Origin of the sequence: Ruminococcus sp., from assembly GCF_017650195.1 — a bacterium.
In the GTDB taxonomy this organism is placed as follows: domain Bacteria; phylum Bacillota; class Clostridia; order Oscillospirales; family Ruminococcaceae; genus Ruminococcus.
In genome coordinates, this window is record NZ_JAGCFH010000185.1 from 1 (window position 1) to 4462 (window position 4462).

General features: G+C 42.6%; 4 protein-coding genes. All 4 read left to right on the plus strand.

What is annotated here, in order from left to right; genetic code table 11:
• The coding region (locus J6U00_RS08640; protein WP_296581034.1) for an FMN-binding protein at positions 1-875 on the plus strand (875 nt) is incomplete at its 5' end.
• Positions 876-944: 69 nt separating this feature from the next.
• Entirely contained in the window at positions 945-1619 is a 675-nt protein-coding gene (locus tag J6U00_RS08645) for a response regulator transcription factor (protein WP_296581036.1), read from the plus strand.
• A complete protein-coding gene (locus J6U00_RS08650; protein ID WP_296581039.1) occupies positions 1609-3042 on the plus strand; it encodes a HAMP domain-containing sensor histidine kinase in 1434 nt (477 codons plus the stop codon). The genes J6U00_RS08645 and J6U00_RS08650 overlap by 11 nt, the downstream gene beginning before the upstream one ends.
• 99 nt (positions 3043-3141) lie before the next feature.
• Positions 3142-3711 (plus strand): recombinase family protein, encoded by a 570-nt coding sequence (locus J6U00_RS08655; protein ID WP_296581041.1) that lies wholly within the window; start codon positions 3142-3144, stop codon positions 3709-3711.
• Positions 3712-4462 lie beyond the last annotated feature (751 nt).

A 4462-nucleotide genomic window follows, 5' to 3' on the forward strand; every position in this document is an offset into this window, starting at 1 on the left:
CTGAAACACTTCCTGCAATATCGGGAACTGTTGCCGTAACAGCAGTGGCAGGTCTTTACTATGCAGGAATCCTCACTGCTGTTTCCGATTCTGCCGAAGAAAGCAAAGTACAGGTTCAGAATAATACTGTAACTGAAACCAACGGTGTATATGCAGACGGAACGTACAAAGGCAGCGGAAACGGTTTCAGAGGCAAAACAGAAGTCACGGTAACTGTAGAAAGCGGCGTTATTACTGATATTACAATTGATTCATACAAGGACGATAAGGAGTTCTTCCAGAAAGCAAAAAGCGGCGTTATCTCTGCTATCATCAAATCCCAGAGCTTAGGTGTTGACGCAGTAAGCGGTGCTACATTCAGCAGCAATGGCATAATCGAAGCAGTGAAAAATGCGCTTGGCGAGGAAATAAGTGCAGTTACTGAACAAGTAACAGAACAGAGCAAAAAGCCGAAAAAGCAAAGTGAAACTACTATTGAAGCGTTTGAATCCACAACAGAAACGACTACCGAATCTGTAACATCAGATAATAACAACACAGCCGCAGATACGGCAGGACAATTCGCAGACGGCGTTTATACAGGCACTGGAAACGGTTTCAGAGGAGCTACAAATGTTACTGTTACCGTTGAAAATGGAGTGATAACTGATATTACTGTTAATTCATACAGTGATGACGAGCAGTTTTTCAGTCGCGCTGAGAACGTAGTGATTTCCTCAATCATCAAGTCTCAGAGCACAGATGTTGACGCAGTGAGCGGTGCTACATTCAGCAGCAACGGTATAAAGGAAGCTGTTGCTGACGCCCTCGGTATCGAGTTCACAAATCCCAACAGTACACAACAGAAAGGTCACGGCGGCAGACATTCCCACTGAAACAAAGCGCTCTTTACAAAAGGGCGCTTTTCATGTATAATAATTACAGTATTAATACGGAGGTGTACCATGCCGAAGATACTGATAGTTGATGACGAGCCGAATATAGTAACTCTCATAAGCCGTTACGCTCAGCGTGAGGGATACGATATCGTTACCGCTTCTGACGGAAGAGAAGCCATAGACAAGTGCCGGAGCGAGGATTTCGACGTTATAATCATGGACGTTATGATGCCCGATACAGACGGTTTCACAGCCTGCAAGAAAATAAAGGAATTCAAGGACGTTCCTGTGATAATGCTCTCCGCAAGAGGTACAGAGTTCGATAAGCTTTTCGGCTTTGAGGTGGGTGTTGACGATTATGTCACCAAACCATTTTCGCCTATGGAACTTATGGCTCGTATCAAAGTAATACTCAGTCACAGCAAAAGTACAGAACAAAAATCCGACAATGGAAAGCTTACTGTCGGTGGAATTGAGATTGACACGCTCGGACTGACGGTTACTGTTGACGGCGAAAAGGCTGATTTGACCGCCAAAGAGTATTCACTTCTGCTGTTACTGGTGAATAATAAGGGCATAGTCCTTTCTCGTGACAAGATACTCAATGAGGTATGGGGCTATGACAGTTTCGGCGTTGACAGAACTGTTGACTGGCAGATAAAGCTTCTTCGCAGCAAGCTTGGTGACTACCGCGACAGCATAAAAACAGTGCGAGGGGTGGGATATAAATTTGAAATGTAAAACAAATTCATTCCGTAAAAAACTGATCAGCTACTTCATGTTTTTTACTGTTGTCATATTCACTGTTCTGTGGCTTTTGCAGACGGTTTTTCTTCAAAAATTCTATAATGGCATGATAATCAAAAACACCGTAAAAGTCGCTGATAAGATAAGCGAAGAAAGCCGTAACAGTGATATCACGTCGTATATTGACGATGTATCCCGGAGCAATTCGATACTTGTATTCGTTACCGACACTGACGGGAATATCATTTACAGTTCAGACGAATACAAGAAAGGGCATAAAAACAGGTTAAAAAACGATCGTACAGATCTAAGAAATGAACATCAGCAATACCGTGAACTTCCCGAAAACTATTCGGAATTCCTCAGTGAATTGAATTCGTCTGCTGATGGCATAGCTGAATTACAGACAGATGAAAGCTATGTTTATGGGCGCTTGATAGATTTCTATGGCAGTGATGGGAAAGCTGTTCTTTACATTGGAACTACTCTCAATGCCGTCGGATCGACTGCACGAATCATACGCATACAGCTTGTATGGGTAACACTGCTGTCAATAATAATAGCTTTTGTACTTGCACTATTTATGTCCAAGAGCTTTTCAAAGCCTGTTTCGCAGCTCAATGAGAAAGCTCACAAGCTTGGCGAAAATGATAATAATGTGGATTTCAATAAAGGCTTTTGCACGGAGCTTGACGAGCTGAACAAAACCCTTGATACTACTTCCGAAAAACTAAAAAAGAGCAGGGATTTCCAGAATGAACTTCTTGCAAATGTATCACACGATCTGCGAACTCCGCTAACAATGATAAAGGGATATGCTGAAATGATAAGGGATATCTCCCGTGAGGATGAAAAGCAGTGTGCGGAGGACGTTGCTGTTATTGTAGAGGAAACAGACAGGCTTACTGCTCTTGTTAATGAGATACTTGAATACTCTGAACTGCAAATGTCAGACAGTGAAACTGTGATGAATGACGTCGATCTCAGTGAAACCGTATCATCTGTGGCTGACAGCTTCGAAAAGCTGCATTCAAAGGACGGCTATGTATTTGAACGAAATATCGCTGATGATATTCATATCAAAGGCAATGTCTCACATCTTCAGAGAGCTGTATACAATCTATTGGATAATGCTGTCCGCCATGCAGGCGAGGACAAATGGATAGGCATTTCGCTAAGAACGGACAACGCTAAAGTGCTTGTTGAAATATCTGATCACGGCAGTGGCATTGCTCCCGACGAGCTTGAACACATCTGGGACAGATACTATACCAAGCGTCAGCGCAACGGAAAGGGCGTTTCTGGTCTGGGGCTTGCTATTGTAAAGCAGATCGTCAGCCAGCATAACGGCATCTGCAAGGCTGAATCCGAAATAGACATAGGCAGCGTTTTCAGTATTGAAATAAACAGCTTTTAAAGAATAAAAACATACGTAAGGTAGGTCCATGCTTAGCTTCACTAACGTATCTGAGCATATCAGCATGTAGCAGGCGTCCTCCTACGGAGGGGCATTTTGATGGGAAATATCGGATATATCCGTGTATCGACAGAGCATCAGGAGACTGCTCGTCAGGAAGCAATCATGCAGCAGTATCAGGTTGAGCGGGTATTTGCTGAGAAGATGTCTGGCAAGAATGCCAATCGTCCTGAGCTTAAATCTATGCTTGAATATGTTCGTGAGGGCGATACACTGTACATTGAAAGTATCAGCAGACTCGGAAGATCCACCAGAGACCTGCTCAACATTATAGATGTACTCCAAAGAAAAGGCGTTACCCTTGTCAGCAGCAAGGAGAATATAGACACCAACACTCCACAGGGACGTTTCGTACTATCCATATTTGCAGCGCTATCCGAGCTCGAACGCGAACAGACATTACAGCGTCAGCGCGAGGGAATTGCCATCGCTAAGTCTCAGGGGAAGTATAAAGGCAGACAGCCTATCTCTGTAGATTGGGAAAACTTCGCTCAGCTGTATGAGCAATGGAAGTCAGGAAGGATTACTGCTGTTGAGTTTCGTAAGCGTATGAAGTTAAACAAAAACACATTCTATCGCAGAGTCAGGGAATATGAGAGCAAACTATAATGAGAAAGCCAGTGTAGCGAATACTGCACTGGCTCTATTTTCCCAATAGGGTGTCAAATTTTTTTGCAACGTTTCAAAAGTCAATATATCACTTATTTGAAACACATTTTGAAAGTGTCATAAGACTAAGGGCTATTGAAACATTATAATGCCCCTTTGTATGAAGGCACTTTTTTATTGACAAGAGTTTAGACATCTGATATGATAAGAATATAGACATGTTTCCAAATACTCTGCACGTTGAGTGCGTAGTATTGATGTCAAGGAATGAAAGCTGAAAAGCCCGATTCTACGGCAGTTTTCCGCTAAACAGTTAAACTGCACACTCAACCCCGGTATGGTTTTTGCTGTATTCGGAAAGACATCTACGCACTAAAAACGGCTGACAACATTTCTGCACACTGAGGTTAGTGCGTCAAAATGATAATCGGCTTTTGTTAGTGCGTCAAAATGTTGTCACGGAATGAAAATGACGTAAAATCGGATAAAAACGGACTTATCAAATATTGCGATTCGGGTGATTGCAAAATAGCGTTGAGTGTGGGGAAAGGTTGTTCACCGCTCAATCAATTATATCACTCATAAATACTATTCAATCGAATGGTCGAGATCAAAATGACAAGCTCGACATCACTGCATCATCATAAACCCAAGGAGGTAAATCACAATGAAAATCACAATCATCACAGGCTCAGCTCACAAGAACGGAACCACAGCATATCTGACTGAACAGTTCATAAAGGGTGCTGAA